Consider the following 20,942-nt stretch of genomic DNA (forward strand, 5'->3'; position numbering starts at 1 on the left):
GATGCGTCAACAACTGTGTTCGAGTCCGGGTGAGCAACATGTGGTGGAGCAAGCAGAAGTCGCGGGTTACCGAAGGCCAACGGACGCTGGCGGCGCCCCTGATCATGTCGCTGGAACCGCGCATGCTGTTCGACGGCGCCGTTGCGGCCACCGTGGCCGATACCGCTGCGGCCCAGCCCGACAGCCACCCTACCGCCGATGCGGCGAAGACGCCGACCGCCGATCATCCGGTGGCGAGCAAAGACACCCACGGTCAGGCCGATGCCACGCCCGCCGCCAGCCCGGTCGCTGTGCCGGGGCAGAGCGTGGTGTTCGTCGATTCCCGGGTCAAGGATGCCGACAGCCTGCTCAAGGGCGTGGCCCCCGGCACGCAAGTGGTCAAGCTCGATGCGGGCAAGGACGGTTTGCAGCAGATCGCCGATTACCTCGACCAGCATCAGGGCGTGAGTTCGGTGCAGATCATTGCCCACGGCAACGCCGGTGACCTGTGGCTGGGCAACAGCTATCTGTCGGCCGACAACGTCGCTCAACGCAGCGCGATCCTGGCGGAAATCGGCAAGGACATGAACGTCGGCGGCGACATCCTGATCTACGGCTGCTACACCGCCGAAGGGGATCGTGGCCTGAGCTTCGTCGACTCGCTGGCGCAATTGACCGGTCGCGACGTCGCGGCATCGAACAATCGCACCGGGGTGGGCGGCGACTGGGATCTGGAGATCGCCACCGGCACCATCGAAAGCGCCAACGTGCTGTCGACCAAAGCGATGAGCGAATACCAGTGGGGCCTGGCCACCTGGACCGCCACCAACAATGCCAACACCGGGGTCGGCTCGCTGCGCGCAGCGCTGGCGTCGGCGCAGAACGGCGACATCGTGACTTTCAGCAGCGGCATGACGGTGCAGCTCACCTCGGAATTGCTGATCAACAAGAACATCACGGTCGATGGTGACCTGAACAACGACGGGGTTGCCGACGTCACGCTCGATGGCCAATACCGGACCCGAGTGGTGGAAATCACCTCCGGCAGCACGGTGACCCTGGATGGTCTGGTCATCACCCGGGGCCTGGTTTCGGGCAATGGCGGTAATGGCGGCTACGGCGCAACTGGCGCCATGGGCGGCGGGATTTTCAACGCCGGCATCCTCACGCTGAACAACGTCTCGGTCACCGGTAACGCGGCGGCCGGTGGCGGCGGTGGCGGGGGTGTCACCGGTGCGTTCTACGGCGGTGCCGGTGGCGGTGGCGGTGGCCTCGGTGGTCAGGGCGGCGGCCATGGCGGTACGGCCGGGCCGGGCATTGGTACGCTGGGCGGCCAGGCCGGTAGCGGTGGTGTCGGCGGTTACGGCGGTGGCTACGACGCAACGCACATGGGCGGGCGCGGCGGCTCGACCACGGGCGGTGCGGGCGGTGTAGGTGTGTCCTATTACAGCAACGGCGGCAATGGCGGCACGGCCAGCAACGGCACGATTTCCATCGGAGGCGGCGGTGGCGGCGCCGGTTGGGACAAGGTAGGCGGCGTCGGCGGCAATGCGGCTGGCGGTATTTACAACGCTTCCACCGGTACTCTGAAAATCGTCGGCACCTCGGTCATCAGCAACAACATCGGCGCGGGCGGCGGTGGCGGCGGCGGCAGTGGCCAGGGCAGCAACAACCTGAACGGCGGTGACGGCGGGCGGGGTGTCGGCGCAATCTGGAACCAGGGCGGCACGGTACTGATCACTGCTGCCAACTTCAGCGCCATCAGCGGCAACGCGGCCGGCAGCGGCTCCGGCGGTGCAGAACTGGGCGGCGGCGTGACGGGCTCTGTACCGTTGGCCTTCGCGGCAATCTATAACAACGGCGGTACGCTCAACACTGCTTATGTTGAGCCACCGACCGCGACCATCGTCATGTCGGACACCGCGCTGAAAATCGGCGAAACCTCGCTGGTGACCATCACCTTCAGCCGGGCGGTCACCGGATTTACCAACGCCGACCTGACCATCGCCAACGGCACGCTGACATCGGTCAGCAGCAGCGACGGCGGCCTGACCTGGACCGCGACTTTCACCCCGACCAACAACATTACCGACAGCACCAACCTGATCACCCTCGACAACACCGGGGTGACCGCCATCAGCGACGGCGTTGCAGGCGTCGGCACCACCAGCTCGGTCAATTACGCGATCGATACCGCACGGCCGACCGTGACTATCGTGATGTCCGACACGGCGTTGAAGATCGGCGATACGTCGCTGGTGACTTTCACTTTCAGTGAAGCGGTGACCGGCTTCACCAACGCCGACCTGACCATCGCCAATGGCACGCTGAGCGCCGTGAGCAGCAGCGACGGCGGCATCACCTGGACCGGAACGTTCACCCCGACGGCCAGCATCACTGACACCACCAACCTGATCTCCCTGGACAACACCGGCATCGCCGACCTTGCCGGCAACGCCGGCAGCGGCACCACCGACTCGGCCAATTATGTGATCGATACCGTGCGCCCGACCGCGACCATTGTCGTCGCCGACAGCAATCTGGCGGTGGGCGAAACCTCGCTGGTGACCATTACCTTCAGCGAAGCGGTCAGCGGTTTCACCACCGCCGACCTGACAGTGGCCAACGGGACCCTGACCGGCCTGAGCAGCAGCGACGGCGGCATCACCTGGACCGCCACGCTCACGCCGACCAGCAACATTACCGACACCACCAACCTGGTCACCCTGGATAACACCGGGGTTGTCGATCTCGCCGGCAACGCCGGCAGTGGCACCACCAATTCTAATAATTACGCGATCGACACCGCGCGTCCGACCGCGACCATCGTGGTGGCGGACAGCGCCCTGAAAATTGGCGAAACCTCGTTGGTGACCATCACCTTCAGCGAAGCGATCACCGGTTTCACCAACGCCGACCTGACCATTGCCAACGGCACGTTGACGGCGGTCAGCAGCAGCGATGGCGGTATCACCTGGACGGCGACGTTCACGCCGACCGCCAGCATCACCGACGCCACCAACCTGATCACATTGAACAACACCGGCATCGCGGATCTGAACGGCAACGCCGGCAGCGGCACCACCGACTCCAACAACTACGCCATCGATACCGTGCGCCCGACCGCGACCATCGTGGTGGCCGACAACAACTTGCGGATTGGTGAAACCTCGCTGGTGACCATCACTTTCAGCGAAGCGGTCAGCGGCTTCACCAACGCCGATCTGACGGTCGCCAACGGCACGTTGAGCGCGGTGAGCAGCAGCGACGGCGGCATCACCTGGACCGCGACGTTCACCCCGAGCGCCAGCGTCACCGATACCACCAACCTGATTACTCTGGACAACACCGGTATCGTCGACCTGTCGGGCAACGCCGGCAGCGGCACTACCGATTCCAACAATTACGCGATCGATACGGTGCGGCCAACTGCGACCATCGTGGTCGCCGACAGCAATCTCACTGCCGGCGAAACCTCGCTGGTGACCATCACCTTCAGCGAAGCGGTGAGCGGCTTCACCAACGCCGACCTGATCATCGCCAACGGTACGCTGACCGCCGTGAGCAGCAGCGATGGCGGCATCACCTGGACAGCAACGTTCACGCCGAACGTGGGCGTCAACGACGCGAGCAACCTGATCGTGCTGGCCAACACCGGCATCGCCGACCTGGCGGGCAACGCCGGCAGCGGCACGACCAACTCCAACAACTACACCATCGACACCGTGGTGCCGACCGCGACCATTATCGTGTCCGACCCCAGCCTGAAAATCGGCGAGTCCTCGCTGGTGACCATCACCTTCAGCGAAGCGGTCACCGGTTTCACCAATGCCGACCTGACGATTGCCAACGGCACGCTCAGCGCGGTGAGCAGCAGTGATGGCGGGATCACCTGGACGGCAACCTTCACGCCGACCACCAACATCACCGACGCTACCAACTTGATCACGCTGGACAACTCCGGCGTGCAGAACCTGTCCGGCAACGCCGGCAGCGGTACCACCGATTCGAACAATTACTCGATCGACACGGTCCGTCCGACCGCCACTATCGTGGTTGCCGACACCGCGCTCGGCGTCGGCCAGACCAGCCTGGTGACCATCACCTTCAGCGAAGCGGTGACCGGTTTCACCAATGCCGACCTGATCATCGCCAACGGTACGCTGAGCGCAGTGAGCAGCAGCGACGGTGGCATCACCTGGACCGCGACGTTCACGCCGGCGGCAGGGATCACCGACACCACCAACGTCATCACCCTGGACAACACCGGCATCTCCGATCTGGCGGGCAACGCCGGCAGCGGCACCACCGATTCCAACAACTATGCGGTCGACAGTCAGCGTCCGACGGCGACCATCGTCATGACCGACAGTGACCTGCGGCCCGGCGAAACGGCGCTGGTGACCATCACCTTCAGCGAGGCGGTCACCGGTTTCGACAATTCCGACCTGAGCGTCGCCAATGGCACTCTGAGCAATGTCTCGTCGAGCGACGGCGGCATTACCTGGACAGCCACGTTCACGCCGAACATCGGCGTCACCGACCTGACCAACCTGATTGTCCTGAACAACACCGGCATCACCGACCTGGCCGGCAACACCGGCACCGGTACCACCAGTTCGGCCAACTATCAGATCCATACCCAGGTGCCGACCGCCACCATCGTGGTGGCCGACACTTCGCTGAAGGCCGGAGAAACCTCGCTGGTGACCATCACCTTCAGCGAAGCGGTGAGCGGTTTCGACAACAGCGACCTGACCATCGCCAACGGCACGTTGAGCAATGTCAGCAGCGCCGACGGCGGTATCACCTGGACCGCGACCTTCACGCCCACCAACAACATCACCGACAGCAGCAACCTGATCACCCTGAACAACGCCGGGGTGGCCAACCTGTCGGGCAACAGTGGCGTCGGAACTACCGACTCCAACAACTTCGCAATCGACACCGCGCTGCCAACCGCCACCATCGTGGTCGCGGACAATCGCCTGGGCATCGGTGAAACCACCACCGTGACCATCACTTTCAGCGAAGCGGTGAGCGGGTTCGATCTGTCGGACATCAGCGTCGCCAACGGTGCGCTGTCGAACCTGACCAGCAGCGACGGCGGCGTGACCTGGACCGCGACCTTCACCCCGACTGCCGGCGTCAACGACCCGACCAACCTGATCCTGATCGACACCGCCGGCGTCCAGGATCTGGCCGGCAACCTCGGGGCGAGCATCGCCATCTCCAACAACTACATCCTCGATGCGACTCGGCCGACGGTGAATATCGTGGTCGCCAACCCGCACCTGGGCATCGGCCAGACCACCACGGTGACCTTTACCTTCAGCGAGGCGGTGAGCAATTTCGACCTGTCCGATCTGAGCGTGACCAACGGTGACCTGAGCAACCTGACCAGTAGTGACGGCGGCAAGACCTGGACCGCGACCTTCACGCCGACCGCGAATGTCACCGACCCGAGCAACTTCATTGCGCTGGACACCAGCAACGTCACCGACCTTGCAGGAAACGCCGGCAGCACGGTGGCGGTGTCGAACAACTACGCCCTCGACAGCGAACGGCCGACCGCCACGGTGGTGATCGCCAATCCGAACCTGGGCGTCGGCCAGACTTCGCAGGTGACCATCACCTTCAACGAGGCGGTGAGAGGTTTCGACCTGTCGGACCTCAGCGTGGCGAACGGCACCTTGTCCAACCTGAGCAGCAGCGACGGCGGCAAGACCTGGACCGCAACCCTGACGCCGAACACCAACGTCAACAGCACCAGCAATGCGATCAGCCTCAACACGGCCGGGGTCAGCGATCTCTCGGGCAACAGCGGCAGCGGCGTCAGCAGCTCCGGCAATTACGTGGTCAATACGGTGCCGGTGGTGCCTGTGCCTCCTGTAACGCCGACTTCTCCGCTGATCGTCGTGACGCCGGATCCGGAATTCCGCAGCAGCGATCCAGTCGTGCCGCCACCACCGCCGAACGTTCCGCTGCAACCGATCGTCTTCACGCCGCCCACCGGCGACCTCGGTTCACCACTGACTTTCGCGCCGTTGTTCGAGCAACGAGTGATCGGCGACGGCATCCGTCCGCTGGGCGACATTTTCATCAACCGCGGTGCGCTGAGCCCGAGTTTTATTGCCCAGGTTTTCAGCAGCAGCGACAACCTGGGTGACGGTACCGGCCACGGCTTCCTCGGATTCGGCGGCGGCGATGGCGGCGTGTTCGGAAGCAGCACGCTGTCGAGCCTGTTCAATCAGGACAGCAGCGCCGAACGCGACTCGCTGAACGCCTTCGACCGTCACTCGATCAAGGGCGGCGATATTTCCCAGGGCCTGCGCGGTGTGTTCGGCGCGCCGACCCTGGGCCAGCAACTGCAACAGATCAAGGACAGCGAGCAGCAGCGGGTCGACAACCTGGCGGCAGCTCTGCAACAAGTCGGCATCAGCGAAATGCCGGCCTGACAACACACAACAACTCAATATGTGCGGGACCTAGGGGCGATCCAGGGATGAAGAAAAGTCAGAAGTTGTTCGGCGCCAGCCTGCTGGCGCTGGCGATCAGCGGATGTGCAGTGACCAGTGAACCGATCGAACGCAGTGTCAGTGAACAACGGGCCCGGGCCGACCTGCAAAGCATGTACAAGGGCCAGGAACCGCTGAGCGGTCCGCTGACCCTGCACCAGGCGATGGCCCGCGCGGTGAAGTACAACCTCGAAGGCCGCTTGAAAATCATGGAGGAAGCGCTGGCCAAGCGACAGCTCGACCTCGCCAGTTTCGACATGCTGCCGCGCATGGCGCTGGACGCCGGCTACGTCGGGCGCAACAACGTCAGCGCCTCCAGCAGCCAGAGCGTGCGCACTGGCACTCAATCCCTGGAACCGTCGACCTCCCAGGATCGCGACCGCGACGTCGCCGACCTGACGATGGTCTGGAACGTTCTCGATTTCGGCGTCAGCTATATCAGCGCCAAGCAGCAGGGCGACCAGCGTCTGATCGTTCAGGAACGCCGGCGCAAGGTGATCAACACCATCGTTCAGGACGTGCGCTCGGCCTATTGGCGGGCGATGGCCGCCGAACGCCTGCTCAAGCAGATCGACAGCCTGATGGCGCGGGTCGATACCGCCCGCCGCAACAGCGAAAGCATGAGCGAACAGCGCATCGGCGATCCGGTGCAATCGCTCGGTTATCAGCGCTCGCTGATCGAGGCGACCCGGCAACTGGAAGAGCAACGCCGCGCGTTGTCGCTGGCGAAAACCGAACTGGCAACCCTGATCAACCTGCCGCTGGGCACCAACCTGACCCTGGCCACCGATGACGGTTATCAGATCCCGGAACTCAAGGTCGACCTGAGCAAACTCGAGCAGGAAGCCCTGACCAGTCGTCCGGAACTGCGCGAGCAGGATTACCAGACCCGGATCAGCGCCGCCGAAACCCGCAAAGCCATGCTGCGACTGCTGCCGGGCCTGGAGTTTTCCGCTGGCGGGCACTACGACAGCAACTCGTTCCTGGTCGAGCAGGGTTGGGCCGACTACGGCGTGAAGGTCTCCTGGAACCTGTTCAACGTGATCTCCGCCCCGGCGGCCATCGACGTGGCCAAGGCCGGTGAAGAAGTCGCTGCCGCACGGCGACAGGCGATGTCGATTGCGGTGCTGGCACAGCTCTACGTGGCCAACGCCAACTATCAGGAGGCGCTGCGCCAGTTCAAGACCAACCAGCAACTGTCGGACATCGACGGGCAAATCGTCGGTCAGTTGCGCAACCGTCGTCAGGCCGACGGCATTGGTGAGCTGGACCTGATTCAGGGCGAACTCAATACTTTGCAGGCGGATCTGCGGCGCGATCTGTCCTACGCCGATCTGCGTAATGCCTATGGCCAGATTTTCGCCAGCGCCGGCCTCGATCCGCTGCCGGATCAGGTGCAGTCCACCGAAGTCCAGTCGATCGCCACCGCGCTGGCCAACCGCGAAGCGGCGTGGGCCTCGGGGGATATTTCGCTGCCGGTGGCCCATGCCTCTGCGCAGTGACGTATTGGCGCCGACCGCCAGCATCAGCCGTGCCCAACGCGAGGCCCGCAACGGCCATCGCGGCACGGCGATGCTGCTGACCGGCTTGCCGGCGGCGGGCAAATCGACCCTTGCCCAGGCCTTGCATGCCGAGTTGTTCAGTCGCGGTCTGCAAAGCGTGGTGCTCGATGGCGACGGATTGCGGGTCGGGCTCAACCGCGACCTGGGTTTTACCGATGCCGACCGCCTGGAAAACATCCGCCGCGCCAGTGAGTTGGCGGCGTTGCTGGTGGAGAACGGGCAGATCGTGATTCTGGCGATGATCGCGCCGCTGGCGGAGCTGCGCGAAGTGTTTGCCCGCCGTTTGGGCGAGGACTATCGCGAGGTCTGGTGCAGCGCTGCGCTGGCGGTGTGCGAGCAGCGCGATCCGAAAGGGCATTACGCCCGTGCCCGACGCGGTGAGCTGGCCGGGTTCACCGGCGTGTCGGCGCCTTACGAGGCGCCGGCCCAGGCTGCGCTGGTGCTCGACACCGGCACGCTGACGGTCGAGGCCTGTCTGGACCGGTTGCTGACCTGGCTCGGCGAAACAGCGGTGTTGCCCAAGGTATGAGCCGACCGGCGTTCTCACGGCTGCCGGTGACGGTGGACCTGCCGTTGCTGTTGCAGGCGCTGGCGACGATTGACGATGCTGCCTGGCGCGGTCATTTCAACACGGCTTATTTCGCTGGCGACTGGAGCGGCGTGGCGCTGATTTCCGCCGCCGATGCGCTCACCGAACTGTCCCCCGGCAGTGCCGAACCCGTACAACGCGCCCCTTGGCTGAATGATGGTCGCTGGCAGCAGGCCCTGCGGGATCTGCCGCTGGAGATCGTCAGTGCGCGGCTTTTACGACTGGGCCCGGGCGGGCAGATTCATGAGCATCGCGACTACGATCTAGAGGGCGCGGACGCCGATTTGCGCCTGCACATTCCGCTGCTCAGTCCGCCCGCCGTGGACTTCTGGCTCGACGGCCAGCGAATGCCGATGACGGCGGGGGAGTGCTGGTTTCTCGATCTCGCCCGGCCGCATCGAGTCGACAATCGCGACAATACGGCTCGGGTTCATCTGGTGCTCGATTGCCGTCCCGCGCCGTGGCTGGAGCAGATGATTGTTGACGGTTTGCCGAGTACTCCGCTGCCTGATGGCGCGGAGACAATGCTGCAGCGATTTCAACGGTTGCTGGTCACGGATCCGTTGCTGTCCGCAACGTTGCAGGCACTGCACGACCCCGAAACCTTCATCGACCAGACGCTGACGTTGGCCGCTGAACGCGGCCTGCACTTTTCCCGGGAAGAACTGCTGGCCGCGATGCGCAACGGTCGTCGGTCATGGAACGAACAATGGCGCCTGTGAATTTCGACGGCTGGTTGCCGATCCGCATCTGGAAAACCGCCGGGCAGTGGCAGGTCGACTGGTGCTGGTTCGGCGAGACGCCGCTGCATCAGCCGTTCTTTCGTGAGGCCGTCGAAGACGCGTTGCGCCTGCCGTTCAATCAGGCGTTCCGCCGGCAAACACCCTTGTCGGCGCTCTTGGATTGGCAAGCGCTCAGTCCGGGTCTGCCACCAAGCGCTTTCATCCTGCACGCCTCGCGTTGCGGTTCGACGCTGGTCAGCCAGATGCTCGCCCGGCTCGACGATCACATCGTGGTCTCGGAGCCACCGCCCCTTGATGCCCTGCTGCGCAGCGATCTGCCGGACGAAGAACGCCGTGCGGCCATCGCCGGATTGCTCTCGGCGTACGGTCAACGGCGGCGCGGTACGGAGCAGCGACTGGTGATCAAACTCGACGCCTGGAACATCGGCGAATGGCCGTTGCTGCACGAGTGTTTTCCCGATACACCGTGGCTGTTTGTTTATCGCGATCCGCTGGAAATTGCCGTCTCGCACCTGCGCCGCCCCGGCCTGCACATGGTGCCGGGTGCGCTCGGCGATTGTGTGCTGGACGATGATTTGCCGTTCGAAGGTCGCGAGGATTTCATCGCCCGGCGGCTGGGGCGTCTGCTGGAGGCCGGGTGGGTGCATTGTCGTGACTCCGCCGGGCTGGCGCTCAACTACAGCGAATTGCCCGACGCGATGAGCGGGCGGCTGGCGCGGTTTTTCAAGCTGAGCGCCGCGCAATGTGAACTGGCGCTGGCGGCAACGGCGCAGCACGCGAAGCAGCCGTCACAACCCTTTGTCGTCGATGGTGAACACAAGCGTCGCGAGGCATCGGCGCTATTGCAGGCGCGGGTCGAACATTGCGCCCGTGCGCCCTATGCCGCGCTGGAACGCTTGCGCGCGCTCACGATTTCGCCGACAGATCCGCCATCCCCTTGAGCAGTTCGATCGGCAACGGAAAGACGATGGTCGAGCTCTTGTCGCCGGCAATCGAACTCAAGGTCTGCATGTAGCGCAACTGCATGGCGCCGGGCTGGCGGCCGAGCATTTCGGCGGCCTGCATGAGTTTTTCCGAGGCCTGCAATTCTCCTTCGGCGTGGATCACCTTGGCTCGCCGCTCCCGCTCGGCTTCGGCCTGTTTGGCGATGGCGCGCACCATCGATTCGTTGAGATCGACGTGTTTGATCTCGACGTTGGCGACCTTGATGCCCCAGGCGTCGGTCTGGGCGTCGAGCACTTGCTGGATGTCGATGTTCAGGCGTTCGCGCTCGGCCAGCAGCTCATCCAGCTCATGTTTACCGAGCACCGCGCGCAGGGTGGTCTGGGCCAGTTGGCTGGTGGCCATGAGGAAATCTTCGACCTGGATGATCGCTTTCTGTGGGTCGAGCACGCGGAAGTACAACACCGCGTTGACCTTCACCGACACGTTGTCGCGGGTGATCACGTCCTGTGGCGGCACGTCGAGGACGATGGTGCGCAAGTCGACCCGGACCATTTGCTGCACCACCGGGATCAGCAGGATCAGCCCCGGCCCCTTGACCTGCCAGAAGCGTCCGAGCTGGAACACCACGCCGCGTTCGTATTCGCGCAGGATGCGGAACGTCGAGCCGGCCAGGGCGATCAGCAACAGCAGCAGCGCGACAAAACCGATTTGCAGACCCATGATCACTCTCCGAGCGGTGCCGCGTCAGTCGCGGCCACTTGCAGCAACAGACCCTTGCGCCCGACCACCCGCACCGGTTGCCCGGTGTGCAGCGGTGTGGCGCTCAGCACCTGCCAGCGTTCTCCTTGTAATTGCACCCAGCCGTTGCGGCTGTCTTCCGGTTGCACCACCGTCACCGCCGTGACACTGCCGAGCAGGCTGGCATCGCCGCTGACCGGGTGGCGCGGTCGGGTTTTCAGGGCGCGGATCAGCAGCGCGATCAGCAACAGGGCGCTGACCAGCCCGAGGCCGATCATCATCGGCACCGGCAGTTCGGCGTTGCTCAGGATCAGCGCGCCGATCACGAACATGACGATACCGCCGAGGCCGATCAGCCCGTAGTTGGGCAGCGCGGCTTCGGCGATCAGAAACGTGATGCCCAGGGTGATCAGCCACAGGCCGACCGGGCTGACGGCGGTAAACGGGGTGTCTGCCGCAACGACCGATCCACTCAGCAGCAACAGGGCAAGCGCACAGCAACGGATGTTCACGTGACCCTCCGCGAGAGTCAGGGCTTGTTCTTACAGTCTAGTTGAGGCTGTGGCTGGGTGATTTTTGATCAATTTGCCTGTCTCGCCAGTGGGCGGATTTCCCGGTGTTCGCGGCCCGCCGGACTAGACTTTCAAGGACAGCCACAGCGTTTCATTACCGTCCGCCGCGCAGCGTCGGCGGGCACCGAGGTGCATCATGCGTATGGCCAAGAAAGTGCAGAGCAGCCTCAACCGGGCGCAATGCGAATATGACATCGTCACCCACCCGCACTCGTCCAGCAGCCTGGAAACGGCGCGGGTCGCCGGCATTGCCGCAGAACGGGTGGCCAAATCGGTGATCCTGGACGACCGTCACGGGCACTACCTGATGGCGGTGCTTCCCGCCAGCCGTCACCTGGACTTGAGCAAAGTGCGCAGCAGCGGCGAATGGCAAATCACCCGCGAAAGCAATCTGGCGCACATTTTTGACGACTGCGAACGCGGTGCCGTACCGCCACTGGGCGATTCCTACGGCCTGGACATGGTCATCGACCCGCTGCTGACGCGGCAGAAAGACATTTACCTGGAAGCCGGCAACCATAACAACCTGCTGCACATGAGCATGCCCGAATTCCTGAAAATGGTGCCGCATGCGCAGGTGCGGGAGTTGAGTCAGTAGATTTGTGGCGTTTTTGACGACGCCAATCGCGAGCAGGCTCGCTCCCACAAGTTTTGCACTGAGCCTGTGGGAGCGAGCCTGCTCGCGAAAAATCTTTCACACCCTATAAATCTCGCAGGAGTTCCGACATGGAAAACCCGACGCACAGTCTCCCATCCCTGTTCAAGCAACTCGGTCTGGACAACGACCCGGTCAGCATCGACCAGTTCATCGCCACCCATTCCCCGCTCAAACCCGAACTGCACCTGTGCGACGCGTTTTTCTGGAGCAAGAGCCAGGCGGATTTCCTGCGTGACGAGATTCTCGATGATGCGGATTGGGCGGAGGTGGTGGATCAGTTGGATGTGATGTTGAGGAAGGGGCGGGGGTAATTATCAGCTTGCCGTTCGTAAGCTGAATCAACTCATCCGGTTGCCAGTAATGTTTCCTTAGACCAGAATTACGACCTCAATTGAGGTCTTTTATTATGCAAAGTGTTCTGGCCGATATGGCTGTCAGTGTTTCTGAATTGAAGAAAAACCCCTCCGCAGTGCTAAACGGCGCGCACGGAGGAGCAGTTGCTGTCCTGAATCACAACCGGGTCATGGGCTACATGGTGCCGGCTGACGTTTACGAAGCCATGATGGAGCGGCTCGATGATCTCGAGTTGGCAGAAATCGTTCGTTCTCGCAGTCACGAGACTCCCATACCGGTAAGCCTGGATGACCTATAAGCTCGAATTTCTGCCTTCCGCTCACAAAGAGTGGAACAAACTGGGTCATACGCTGCGTGATCAATTTAAAAAGAAGCTGGCTGAGCGTCTTGAGCGTCCCCGTATTCCGGCTGACTCCCTCCACGGCATGCCTGATTGCTACAAGATCAAACTCAAAGCGTCCGGTTATCGACTGGTTTACCAAGTGATCGAAGAGCGAGTGGTTGTCTCGGTAGTCGCCGTGGGTAAGCGCGAGCGAGGCGACGTCTACGAAAACTCAAAAAGACGCTGAGCTGAAGCACGCAACCCAATTTGTTTCAAAACTTGACTGAATTTCCCCACCAATGCGATATTGATAGTTAGCAAACTAACAGTGTGTGCATTCCCTCGTGCCGAATAACCTCGACGCTCTCCAGATGAACATCAGCAGTGCCATGGTGGTGGCCGCCAGGCATTGGCGGAAGATCTGCCAGACCACGCTGGTCAACTATGGAATTTCCGAAGCCTGCGCCGTCCCGTTGTTGATGATCGGGCGTTTGGGCGAGGGTGTGCGCCAGGTGCAGGTGGCGCAGGCGGCGGGGATGGAGTCGCCGTCGCTGGTGCGCCTGCTCGACCAGTTGTGTCACGCCGGTTTTGTCTGCCGCACCGAAGATGCCCAGGACCGTCGCGCCAAATGCCTGAGCCTGACCGACACCGGCCGTGAGCTGGTGCAAGCGGTGGAGGCGCAACTGGTGCGTCTGCGTCATGAAGTGCTCGAAGGCATCGACCAGCGCGATCTGGAGGCTACGCTTCGGGTACTGAGAGCTTTTGAGGCGGCCACTCCGCCAACGGTGATCAATCCGTGAACGGGTTCTTTTCCGGCATGCCCCCTGCGCGGGACTGGTTCTACGGGATCCGCACGTTCGCGGCCTCGATGATCGCGCTGTACATCGCTTTGCTCATGCAGATGCCGCGTCCTTATTGGGCGATGGCCACGGTGTACATCGTTTCCAGCCCGTTCCTCGGCCCGACCAGTTCCAAGGCGCTGTATCGCGCGATCGGCACGTTTCTCGGTGCGGCGGCGGCAGTGCTGTTCGTGCCGATGTTCGTCCAGAGCCCGTATGTGCTGGTGGTGGTCATCGCCTTGTGGACGGGGATTCTGCTGTTCCTGTCCCTGCACCTGCGCACCGCCAACAACTACGCACTGATGCTCGCCGGCTACACCTTGCCGCTGATCGCCCTGCCGGTGGTGGATAACCCGCTGGCGGTGTGGGACGTGGCCGAGTCGCGGACTGAAGAGATCTTTCTCGGCATCGCCGTGGCAGCGGTGGTCGGTGCGATGTTCTGGCCACGGCGACTGGCACCGGTGTTCAACGATGCCGTGGGTAAATGGTTCGCCGACGCCACGACCTACAGCCTGAAATTCCTCAGCCGCGACGTACAGCCCGAGGAGGTCACCGCCCTGCGCATGGCCATGGTCGGCAGTTTCAACAGCCTGGAATTGATGATCGGCCAGTTGCCGCACGAAGGTGCGCGACCGCAAACCGTGCGCAACACCAAGGAATTGCGCGGGCGCATGATCCATCTGCTGCCGGTTATCGATGCCCTCGAAGACTCGCTTTACGCCCTCGAACGGCGCACGCCGGAATTGGTGGAAAAGTTCGCGCCGCTGCTCACCGCGACCCGCGAATGGCTCGACCACAAAGACGCCGATCTCGAACGCTGGCAAGCCCTGCGGGACCAGCTCGAAGCGCTGCAACCGGGCGCCGAAGCCCTGGAAGATCGCAAACAGTTGCTGTTTTCCAACGCGCTGTACCGCCTCGGCGAATTCATCGATCTGTGGCAGGACTGCCGAAGTCTGCAGGACGCGATTCTGTGCGAGCGCCAGGACAGCTGGCGCGCGGTTTATCGCCACTGGCGCCTTGGTCGCCTGACGCCATTTCTCGACCGTGGGCTGATGCTGTATTCGGTGGCCTCGACCATCCTGGCGATCATCGTCGCCTCGGTACTGTGGATCCTGCTCGGCTGGACCGACGGCGGCAGCGCGGTGATTCTGGCGGCGGTCTCTTGCAGCTTCTTCGCCTCGATGGATGACCCGGCGCCGCAGATCTACCGGTTCTTTTTCTGGACCGGGATGTCGGTGCTGTTCGCCAGCCTGTACCTGTTTCTGGTGCTGCCGAACCTGCATGACTTCCCGATGCTGGTGCTGGCGTTCGCGGTGCCGTTCATCTGTGTCGGTACCCTGACGGTGCAGCCACGTTTCTACCTCGGCATGCTGCTGACGCTGGTCAACACCTCGTCGTTCATCAGCATTTCTGGTGCTTACGACGCGGACTTCTTTGCCTTCGTCAATTCCAACCTGGCGGGCCCGATGGGGCTGTTGTTCGCGTTTATCTGGACGCTGATCGCCCGGCCGTTCGGCGCGGAACTGGCGGCCAAGCGCCTGACCCGCTTCAGCTGGAAAGACATCGTCAGCATGACCGAACCGGCCAACCTCGCCGAACACCGGCAACTGGGCGTGCAACTGCTCGACCGCCTGATGCAGCACCTGCCGCGTCTGGCGCTGACCGGCCAGGACACCGGCATCGCCATGCGCGAAGTGCGCGTGGGGCTGAATTTGCTCGACCTGCTCGCCTACACGCCGCGCGTGACCGGCGCGCCGAACGTATTGCTCAAGCAGGTGGTGGCAGAGGTCGGCGAATATTTCCGGGCCTGCCTCAAGGCCGGCGAACGCCTTCCGGCGCCAAGCGCCTTGCTGATGACCATGGATCGTACCCGCCGCGCGCTCAACGGCCACGGCGATGAAGAAACCCGACTAAACCTGTTGCACGCCTTGAGCGGATTGCGCCTGGCGCTGTTGCCCGGCGTGGAGTTCGTTTCAAACGCAGAGCCCGAAGAACCGCTGCCCGAAGGAGCGCCCCTATGATTGGTGATCTGGACATCAGCGGCATTTTCCTGCCGACCCTGCTGGTGTTGATGGGCATCACTTATGTGCTGTTTGTGTTGGTACACGGCGTGCTCACACGCCTGCATTTCTACCGTCTGGTCTGGCACCGGGCATTGTTCAACGTGGCTCTCTACGCCGTGATGCTGTACGGCGTGGATTCACTCAGTCGATACCTGATGACATGAAAAAACCGTTTCTGACCCTCGGTCGCGTCGTCCTGACGCTGCTGATCGTGACTTTCGCCGTCGTCGTGGTCTGGCGCATGGTGATGTATTACATGTTCGCGCCCTGGACCCGCGACGGCCACATTCGCGCCGATATCGTGCAGATCGCCCCGGACGTGTCCGGGCTGATCCAGCAGGTCGAAGTGAAGGACAACCAGTTGGTGAAACGCGGCCAGGTGCTGTTCAGCATCGACCAGGACCGTTTCAAACTGGCGTTGCGTCAGGCCAAGGCGGCGGTCGCCGATCGCGAAGAAACCCTCGCCCAGGCGCAGCGTGAAGCCAAGCGTAATCGTGGATTGGGCAATCTGGTGCCGGCCGAACAGCTGGAAGAAAGCCAGTCGAAAGTGGCCCGCGCACAATCGGCCCTGGCCGAAGCGCTGGTGGCGGTGGACAGCGCCCAGCTCAATCTCGACCGCTCGGTGATCCGCAGCCCGGTGGACGGCTACGTCAACGACCGTGCGCCGCGCTCACAGGAATTCGTCACCGCCGGGCGTCCGGTGCTGTCGGTGGTCGACAGCAATTCGTTCCACATCGACGGCTATTTCGAAGAAACCAAACTCGATGGCATCCACATCGGTCAGTCGGTGGATATCCGCGTGATCGGCGACCGCGCTCGCCTGCGTGGGCATGTCGAAAGCATCGTCGCCGGTATCGAAGACCGTGACCGCTCGAGCGGCAGCAACCTGCTGCCCAACGTCAACCCGGCGTTCAGCTGGGTGCGTCTGGCGCAGCGGATTCCCGTGCGCATTGCCTTCGACGACGTACCGGATGACTTCCGCATGATTGCCGGGCGTACCGCCACCGTGTCGATCATCGACGATCAACCGCAGGAGCCCGCCAAATGAGCAGGGCTCTGATGATCGCCGGACTGGGCATGATGCTGTCGGCCTGCTCGATGGTCGGGCCGGACTATCACGTGCCCGAAGATGCGGCGATCCAGCGCAAGGATTTCCAGGGCGACCTGGCGGTGGCCGGCAAACCGGTGGTGTCGGCCCCGGTGCCGGCGGACTGGTGGCGGCTGTATCAGGATCCGCGTCTGGATCAACTGGTGCAGCAGGCCATGGCGTCCAACACCGATCTGCGGGTGGCGGCGGCGAACCTGTCGCGGGCCCGTGCGCAGGTCGATGAAGCCGAGGCGGCCGGTGGCTGGAGCGGCGGCGTGAAAATGGGCGCACAACGCTTGCAGGAATCCGGCGAGGCATTCCTGCTGCCGGAGAAAGTGCCGGTGGCCAACATCGGCGATATCGGCATCAGCGCGTCCTATCAGTTCGACCTGTGGGGGACGCTGCAACGCGGGATCGAAGCGGCAAAGGCCAACGCCGACGCGACCCAGGCCGCTGCTGATACGGCACGCATCACCCTGGTCGCCGACGTGGTGCGGGCCTACACCCAGGTCTGCGCGGCGAACGAGGAACGGGAAATCGCTCAGCATTCCCTCGACCTGCAATCCCAGAGCACCACTCTGATCCAGCGTCTGCGCGACGCCGGGCGCGGCGACGAAACCCAGGTCACCCGTTCGCAGACCCAATTCAAATCCCTGCGCGCCGACATGCCGCGTTATGAGGCGGCGCGTCAGGCCGGGTTGTTCCGGCTGTCGATGTTGCTGGCCAAACCTGTCGATCAACTGCCGGCCGGCACCGCGACCTGCGCCGAACTGCCGAAAATCGCTCAACTGGTGCCGGTCGGCGATGGCGCTGCGCTGCTCAAGCGTCGGCCGGACATCCGTCAGGCCGAGCGTCGTCTGGCGGCCGCGACGGCTGGAATCGGCATCGCCACCGGCGAGTTGTACCCAGACATCAGTTTTGGCGCGACGATCGGCACCGTCGGTATTCTGGACAACCTTGGCAAACCCTCCACCAACCGCTGGGGCTTTGGTCCTTCGCTGAGCTGGAGCGTGCCGACCAACGGCGCCCGGGCCCGCATCCGCGAAGCCGAAGCCACGACCCAGGGCGCGCTGGCGCATTTCGACGGCGTAGTGCTCAACGCCATCCGCGAAACCCAGACCGGCCTGTCCCAGTACTCCGCATTGCTGCAACGTCGCGATGCGCTGGCCGATGCCGAGCAGTCGGCGAAACTGGCGGCGGACCAGACGCACCGCTTCTTCCAGGCCGGCCGCGAGTCATTCCTTGCCGACTTGCAGGCCACCCGCACCTACACCGACGTCACCGCGCAACTGGCCGCCGCCAACACCCAGGTTGCCATGAGCCAGATCGATTTGTTCCTCGCCCTGGGCGGCGGTTGGGAAAGCGGACGAACGCAAGCCTCGAGCGCCAGCAAACCCTGAGGCCGTTGCTATGCTTTGAAGTATTGAAAGGGCGCCCCGAACCAGGCGCCTTTTCAGTGCACATCGCTAGCGCAGGTCTAGGGGAAACCAATAATGAAAAACCCTTACGCTCTCGGCTTCTGGTGCGCCCTGGTAGCCCTGGTGCTGCTGTCGGCCACCTATTTCTACGGCATCATGCTGGCCCATCAGATCGACAAGGCAATGGTCTTCCTCGACAGCACTGTGGCGCTGATCGCGGTCATGGCGATCGTGGTCGTGGCGTCGGCGCTGGTGCAAAGCCAGCGACTCAAGAAACGCCAGCTTGAACAAAGCAAGACGCTGCTGCTGATCTGGGACACCAAAGTCGCGCTGCGCAAAGTCGAAACCGTGTTCGACCGCTACTTCTGGGGCAGCTACTGGCAACCGGGGCGGACCTTCGCCGAAGTCATGGGCGAACTCACCGGCACGCCGCTGGAAAAAAGCCTCGAAGCACTGAAAAAACAATGCCTGGCGCTAGACCGGCAAGTCGCCGACGACGGCTGGCACTGGCTCAACAACGCCCGCGAACTGTCGGACGTCGCCACCGCCATGGCCCGCGAGCGTTATCAACTGGACTTCTGCGACCCGCGCAGCGACGGGCCGGGCGAGGCGGTGATCGACCGGGATTTCGAAGTGCTGGTGTACACCTGGACCGCACGGCTGAAGAGCTTCGACCATCAGCTTGATGAGATCGAGGTGCAATATTCCTGACCCCTGAAAGATCGCCGAACCCGGCGATCTTTTTGTTTGTCCATGACTTGTCGACACTCTTTAACCTTTAAACGTTGGGCCGCGTTGCACTGCCAGTGCTAATCTCCACCGCTAAATTCAGCGGAGTCGCGCCACGGCCCGGTCACGGGTTCAGGGAAGACGACCACACTTTCAGCCACGGAAATCGATCAGGTCATTCATGAATAAATCAGCAGGCGTGCTTCTCGGAATTGTTGTGGCCATTGGCGCCATCAGCGTAGGCGGGGCCTGGTACACCGGCACCAAAATCGAAGGTGTGCTGAACAACGCCGTCGCCAACGCCAACAGCGAGTTGCAGACCGCCATGGCCGGCTCCAACGGCAGCGCGTCGCTGGAACTGGTATCGCTTGAGCGCAACACCTTCAGCAGCACCGCGCACTATCGCCTCAAGGGCGAGGGTGAAATGTTCGGCGAGGCGCCGGTCGAGCTGTTGTTCGTCGACCACATCGAACACGGCCCGCTGCCGTTCTCACGTCTGGTGTCGCTGAAATGGCTGCCGGTCATGGCCACCAGTCACTACGAACTGGAAAAGACCCCGATCACCGAAAAATGGTTTGCCGCCACCAAGGGCGCCGCGCCGCTCAAGGGTGTGGTCAACATCGGTTATGACCAGTCCACCACCGGCAACCTCGAACTGCTGCCGCTGGAAGCCGCGCTGGATGACAAGTCGAGCCTGAAGTTTTCCGGTCTGAACATGGACATTTCCGCCAGCGCCCAGGCCCAGAAGGTCAAGGCCAACGGCTACATGGACAGCCTGCACTTGACCACGGTCGCCGAAGATCAGGCGCCGGTGCAGATCGAACTCAATGGCCTGACCCTGGCCAGCAATCTCGCCAAGAGCACCTACGGCTACTACACCGGCGAGAACACCCTGGAACTGACCAGCAGCAAGACCACCTTCGGTACCAAACAGTCGGTGCTGGGCGTGAAGAACTTCGAGATGAAGAACCGCACCGAAGAGAACGGCAGCAACGCCTCCGGCCGTGCCGACTACAAGGTCGCTGAAGTGACGCTCAACGACAAGAAGATCGGTTCGGCCAACCTGGCCATGAGCCTGAAAAACCTCGACATTCCGTCGGCCATGTCGCTGATGCAGATCTACCAGACCAAGCTCCAGCCCTACGAGAAGGCCGCTGCCGAAGCCACCGCCGCCGGCCTGCCGGCTCCGGAGCTGAACCTCACCGAGGCCGAGTCCACCCAGGTCAAGGCCGACCTGCAGAAACTGCTGGCAGCCGGGCCGCAACTGGCGCTGGAAGACCTGTCGCTGAAAACCGCCAACGGCGAAAGCCGCGCGAGTCTGGTGCTCGACCTGACCAAGCCTGCGTCGATGGACTTGCCACCGGACCAGTTGAGCAAACAACTGATCGCGCTGCTTGACGTGAATGTGCTGGTGTCCAAGCCGATGCTGGTCGATCTGCTCAGCGTGCAGGCGCAAATCGACGGTCAGACCGATGCCAAAGCCATCGTTGACCAGGCCAGCGCTGGCGCTGATATGTTCGCCGGCATGGCCGTTGGTTCGCAGTTGGCGACACTGGATGGCACCAACGTTGTCACCAAGCTGCATTACGCCGCCAATCAGGTGGAATTCAACGGCCAGAAGATGACCGTCGAGCAGTTCGTCGGCTTCCTGATGAGCAAGTTCGGCAGTATCGAACAGCCTCAGTAAACGCCCCGCGCGACAACGAAACGCCCGGCCTCTGCATACCGCAGACGCCGGGCGTTTTGCTGTCTGGTGTCCGGGCTTGCGGCTCGCCGGGAAAGTCTTCGTCACGAATCTGAACAATTATTGTGTTCTGAATCTTGGT

Annotated in this window: 18 protein-coding genes; 16 read left to right on the forward strand and 2 right to left on the reverse strand. The window is 62.9% G+C overall.

Annotated features, from left to right (window positions below; genetic code table 11):
- Window positions 1-38 precede the first annotated feature (38 nt).
- From QR290_RS01840 to QR290_RS01860, 5 genes are read left to right on the forward strand one after another with little or no spacing between them, the layout of a single operon-like run.
- The gene (locus tag QR290_RS01840) at window positions 39-6,437 is read left to right on the forward strand and encodes an Ig-like domain-containing protein (RefSeq protein ID WP_289204199.1); all 6,399 of its coding nucleotides are present in this window, start codon (window positions 39-41) and stop codon (window positions 6,435-6,437) included.
- A 47-nt stretch (window positions 6,438-6,484) separates the two neighbouring features.
- Window positions 6,485-7,999 carry a TolC family protein gene (locus tag QR290_RS01845; RefSeq protein ID WP_289204200.1) on the forward strand — a complete coding sequence of 505 codons (1,515 nt, stop codon included), beginning with the start codon at window positions 6,485-6,487 and terminating at the stop codon, window positions 7,997-7,999.
- Window positions 7,983-8,588, forward strand: a complete 606-nt coding sequence (gene cysC, locus QR290_RS01850) for an adenylyl-sulfate kinase (protein WP_115076104.1) — start codon at window positions 7,983-7,985, stop codon at window positions 8,586-8,588. The genes QR290_RS01845 and cysC overlap by 17 nt, the downstream gene beginning before the upstream one ends.
- Complete coding sequence (locus QR290_RS01855) at window positions 8,585-9,370, forward strand: aspartyl/asparaginyl beta-hydroxylase domain-containing protein (protein WP_289204201.1); 786 nt, start codon at window positions 8,585-8,587, stop codon at window positions 9,368-9,370. Before cysC ends, QR290_RS01855 begins: the two co-directional genes overlap by 4 nt.
- Window positions 9,358-10,332 carry a sulfotransferase family protein gene (locus QR290_RS01860; protein WP_289204202.1) on the forward strand — a complete coding sequence of 325 codons (975 nt, stop codon included), beginning with the start codon at window positions 9,358-9,360 and terminating at the stop codon, window positions 10,330-10,332. The genes QR290_RS01855 and QR290_RS01860 overlap by 13 nt, the downstream gene beginning before the upstream one ends.
- On the opposite strand, the gene QR290_RS01865 is transcribed toward QR290_RS01860, so the two are convergent.
- Complete coding sequence (locus QR290_RS01865; RefSeq protein WP_007957673.1) at window positions 10,298-11,056, reverse strand: slipin family protein; 759 nt, start codon at window positions 11,054-11,056, stop codon at window positions 10,298-10,300. The genes QR290_RS01860 and QR290_RS01865 overlap by 35 nt on opposite strands.
- Window positions 11,057-11,058: 2 nt before the next feature.
- Window positions 11,059-11,586, reverse strand: a complete 528-nt coding sequence (locus QR290_RS01870; RefSeq protein ID WP_289204203.1) for an NfeD family protein — start codon at window positions 11,584-11,586, stop codon at window positions 11,059-11,061.
- A 196-nt stretch (window positions 11,587-11,782) separates the two neighbouring features.
- Here QR290_RS01870 and QR290_RS01875 point away from each other — a divergent pair, with 196 nt between their 5' ends.
- The 11 genes from QR290_RS01875 (at window position 11,783) to QR290_RS01925 (ending at window position 20,803) form a co-directional block, all read left to right on the forward strand.
- Window positions 11,783-12,244 carry an aminoacyl-tRNA deacylase gene (locus QR290_RS01875; protein ID WP_207984640.1) on the forward strand — a complete coding sequence of 154 codons (462 nt, stop codon included), beginning with the start codon at window positions 11,783-11,785 and terminating at the stop codon, window positions 12,242-12,244.
- 128 nt (window positions 12,245-12,372) lie between these two features.
- Window positions 12,373-12,615, forward strand: a complete 243-nt coding sequence (locus tag QR290_RS01880) for a DUF2789 domain-containing protein (protein WP_039773016.1) — start codon at window positions 12,373-12,375, stop codon at window positions 12,613-12,615.
- Window positions 12,616-12,710: 95 nt separating this feature from the next.
- The gene (locus QR290_RS01885; RefSeq protein ID WP_039773014.1) at window positions 12,711-12,956 is read left to right on the forward strand and encodes a type II toxin-antitoxin system Phd/YefM family antitoxin; all 246 of its coding nucleotides are present in this window, start codon (window positions 12,711-12,713) and stop codon (window positions 12,954-12,956) included.
- Window positions 12,946-13,227 (forward strand): type II toxin-antitoxin system RelE family toxin, encoded by a 282-nt coding sequence (locus QR290_RS01890; protein WP_289204204.1) that lies wholly within the window; start codon window positions 12,946-12,948, stop codon window positions 13,225-13,227. Before QR290_RS01885 ends, QR290_RS01890 begins: the two co-directional genes overlap by 11 nt.
- 124 nt (window positions 13,228-13,351) lie before the next feature.
- Complete coding sequence (locus QR290_RS01895; RefSeq protein ID WP_011331882.1) at window positions 13,352-13,780, forward strand: MarR family winged helix-turn-helix transcriptional regulator; 429 nt, start codon at window positions 13,352-13,354, stop codon at window positions 13,778-13,780.
- Window positions 13,777-15,840 (forward strand): FUSC family protein, encoded by a 2,064-nt coding sequence (locus tag QR290_RS01900; RefSeq protein ID WP_289204205.1) that lies wholly within the window; start codon window positions 13,777-13,779, stop codon window positions 15,838-15,840. The genes QR290_RS01895 and QR290_RS01900 overlap by 4 nt, the downstream gene beginning before the upstream one ends.
- Window positions 15,837-16,046 carry a DUF1656 domain-containing protein gene (locus tag QR290_RS01905; protein WP_007957657.1) on the forward strand — a complete coding sequence of 70 codons (210 nt, stop codon included), beginning with the start codon at window positions 15,837-15,839 and terminating at the stop codon, window positions 16,044-16,046. Before QR290_RS01900 ends, QR290_RS01905 begins: the two co-directional genes overlap by 4 nt.
- Complete coding sequence (locus QR290_RS01910; RefSeq protein WP_007957655.1) at window positions 16,043-16,930, forward strand: efflux RND transporter periplasmic adaptor subunit; 888 nt, start codon at window positions 16,043-16,045, stop codon at window positions 16,928-16,930. Before QR290_RS01905 ends, QR290_RS01910 begins: the two co-directional genes overlap by 4 nt.
- On the forward strand, window positions 16,927-18,369 hold the full coding sequence (locus tag QR290_RS01915) for an efflux transporter outer membrane subunit (RefSeq protein WP_064382679.1): 1,443 nt from the start codon (window positions 16,927-16,929) through the stop codon (window positions 18,367-18,369). Before QR290_RS01910 ends, QR290_RS01915 begins: the two co-directional genes overlap by 4 nt.
- A 93-nt stretch (window positions 18,370-18,462) precedes the next feature.
- Window positions 18,463-19,098, forward strand: coding sequence for an NADH:ubiquinone oxidoreductase subunit N (locus QR290_RS01920; RefSeq protein ID WP_289204206.1), 636 nt, complete (start codon window positions 18,463-18,465; stop codon window positions 19,096-19,098).
- 199 nt (window positions 19,099-19,297) lie between these two features.
- Window positions 19,298-20,803 (forward strand): YdgA family protein, encoded by a 1,506-nt coding sequence (locus tag QR290_RS01925; protein ID WP_289204207.1) that lies wholly within the window; start codon window positions 19,298-19,300, stop codon window positions 20,801-20,803.
- Window positions 20,804-20,942: the final 139 nt, after the last annotated feature.

Source organism: Pseudomonas fluorescens, from assembly GCF_030344995.1.
Classification (GTDB): Bacteria; Pseudomonadota; Gammaproteobacteria; order Pseudomonadales; family Pseudomonadaceae; genus Aquipseudomonas; species Aquipseudomonas fluorescens_BF.

Bases quoted from the DNA above. Each gene is read 5' to 3' on its own strand.
- QR290_RS01840 (WP_289204199.1), top strand. From the start codon at position 39: ATGTGGTGGAGCAAGCAGAAGTCGCGGGTTACCGAAGGCCAACGGACG.
- QR290_RS01890 (WP_289204204.1), top strand. From the start codon at position 12,946: ATGACCTATAAGCTCGAATTTCTGCCTTCCGCTCACAAAGAGTGGAAC.
- QR290_RS01895 (WP_011331882.1), top strand. From the start codon at position 13,352: ATGAACATCAGCAGTGCCATGGTGGTGGCCGCCAGGCATTGGCGGAAG.
- QR290_RS01875 (WP_207984640.1), top strand. From the start codon at position 11,783: ATGCGTATGGCCAAGAAAGTGCAGAGCAGCCTCAACCGGGCGCAATGC.
- QR290_RS01845 (WP_289204200.1), top strand. From the start codon at position 6,485: ATGAAGAAAAGTCAGAAGTTGTTCGGCGCCAGCCTGCTGGCGCTGGCG.
- QR290_RS01865 (WP_007957673.1), bottom strand. From the start codon at position 11,056: ATGGGTCTGCAAATCGGTTTTGTCGCGCTGCTGCTGTTGCTGATCGCC.
- QR290_RS01920 (WP_289204206.1), top strand. From the start codon at position 18,463: ATGAAAAACCCTTACGCTCTCGGCTTCTGGTGCGCCCTGGTAGCCCTG.
- QR290_RS01860 (WP_289204202.1), top strand. From the start codon at position 9,358: ATGGCGCCTGTGAATTTCGACGGCTGGTTGCCGATCCGCATCTGGAAA.
- QR290_RS01855 (WP_289204201.1), top strand. From the start codon at position 8,585: ATGAGCCGACCGGCGTTCTCACGGCTGCCGGTGACGGTGGACCTGCCG.
- QR290_RS01915 (WP_064382679.1), top strand. From the start codon at position 16,927: ATGAGCAGGGCTCTGATGATCGCCGGACTGGGCATGATGCTGTCGGCC.
- QR290_RS01880 (WP_039773016.1), top strand. From the start codon at position 12,373: ATGGAAAACCCGACGCACAGTCTCCCATCCCTGTTCAAGCAACTCGGT.
- QR290_RS01905 (WP_007957657.1), top strand. From the start codon at position 15,837: ATGATTGGTGATCTGGACATCAGCGGCATTTTCCTGCCGACCCTGCTG.
- cysC (WP_115076104.1), top strand. From the start codon at position 7,983: ATGCCTCTGCGCAGTGACGTATTGGCGCCGACCGCCAGCATCAGCCGT.
- QR290_RS01910 (WP_007957655.1), top strand. From the start codon at position 16,043: ATGAAAAAACCGTTTCTGACCCTCGGTCGCGTCGTCCTGACGCTGCTG.
- QR290_RS01885 (WP_039773014.1), top strand. From the start codon at position 12,711: ATGCAAAGTGTTCTGGCCGATATGGCTGTCAGTGTTTCTGAATTGAAG.
- QR290_RS01925 (WP_289204207.1), top strand. From the start codon at position 19,298: ATGAATAAATCAGCAGGCGTGCTTCTCGGAATTGTTGTGGCCATTGGC.